Raw genomic sequence first — 879 nt, forward strand, 5'->3', positions numbered from 1 at the left:
ACCGGTACAGCAGTCAAAGAACTGGATGGTTCCGACAACGCGATTAAATACGGTCGCCCATTCTATTTGAACAATTAATCGAATTAAGCGTCTTAGTCTAAATAAGACGCTTCTTCAAAAAATACTGACGGAATTTTAAATGAAAATTTGGAAATCAATCTTATTCACGACCCTACTCTCTTGTGGAGCAGTAGCAGCACCGGTAGAGCTTGATAAGGTTGCTGTCATCGTTAACGACGGTGTCATTCTACAAAGCGACATCAATACTGCGATGAAAACCCTACAAGCCAATGCTCGTCAAAGCGGAAAAAGTCTACCTTCGGCAAGCGTGCTCAAAGAGCAAGTGGTAGAAAAACTGATCATCGATACGCTGCAAGGCCAAGAAGCTGACCGTATTGGTGTACGCATCGACGATAACCGTCTAAACCAAGCCATTGCAGAAATCGCACGCAACAATAACCAAAGCGTGGAAGAACTGGCAGCATCAGTGCAAGCAGAAGGCCTAAGCTACCCAGAGTTCCGCGAGCAAATCCGTAAAGAAATTGCAGCGTCAGAAGCTCGTAATGCGCTAGTTCGTCGCCGAATCAATATCCTTCCAGCAGAAGTTGATAGCCTTGCAGACCAGCTAGCGAAAGAAACCAACGCAACCGTGCAATACAAAATCGGTCATATCCAACTGCGTTTCACCGACGGTCAAGATAAATCAGAAGTAGAAGCACAAGCGAAAGCCCTGGTTAAAAAACTGAACGACGGCGCAGACTTCACCGAAATGGCTTACACCTACTCTAAAGGTCCGAAAGCTCTCCAAGGTGGTGATTGGGGTTGGATGCGTAAAGAAGAAATGCCAACCATCTTTGCTGATCAAATCAAGATGCAGAA

The 879-nt window shown here is 45.5% G+C and carries 1 protein-coding gene; it reads left to right on the forward strand.

Features of this window, described 5'->3' with window-relative positions; all coding sequences use genetic code 11:
- Positions 1-139 precede the first annotated feature (139 nt).
- Positions 140-879, forward strand: a 740-nt coding sequence (locus R7Z50_RS25835; protein WP_318149521.1) for a peptidylprolyl isomerase, incomplete at its 3' end; no start/stop codon positions are given.

The organism is Vibrio sp. 1249-1, assembly GCF_033340495.1.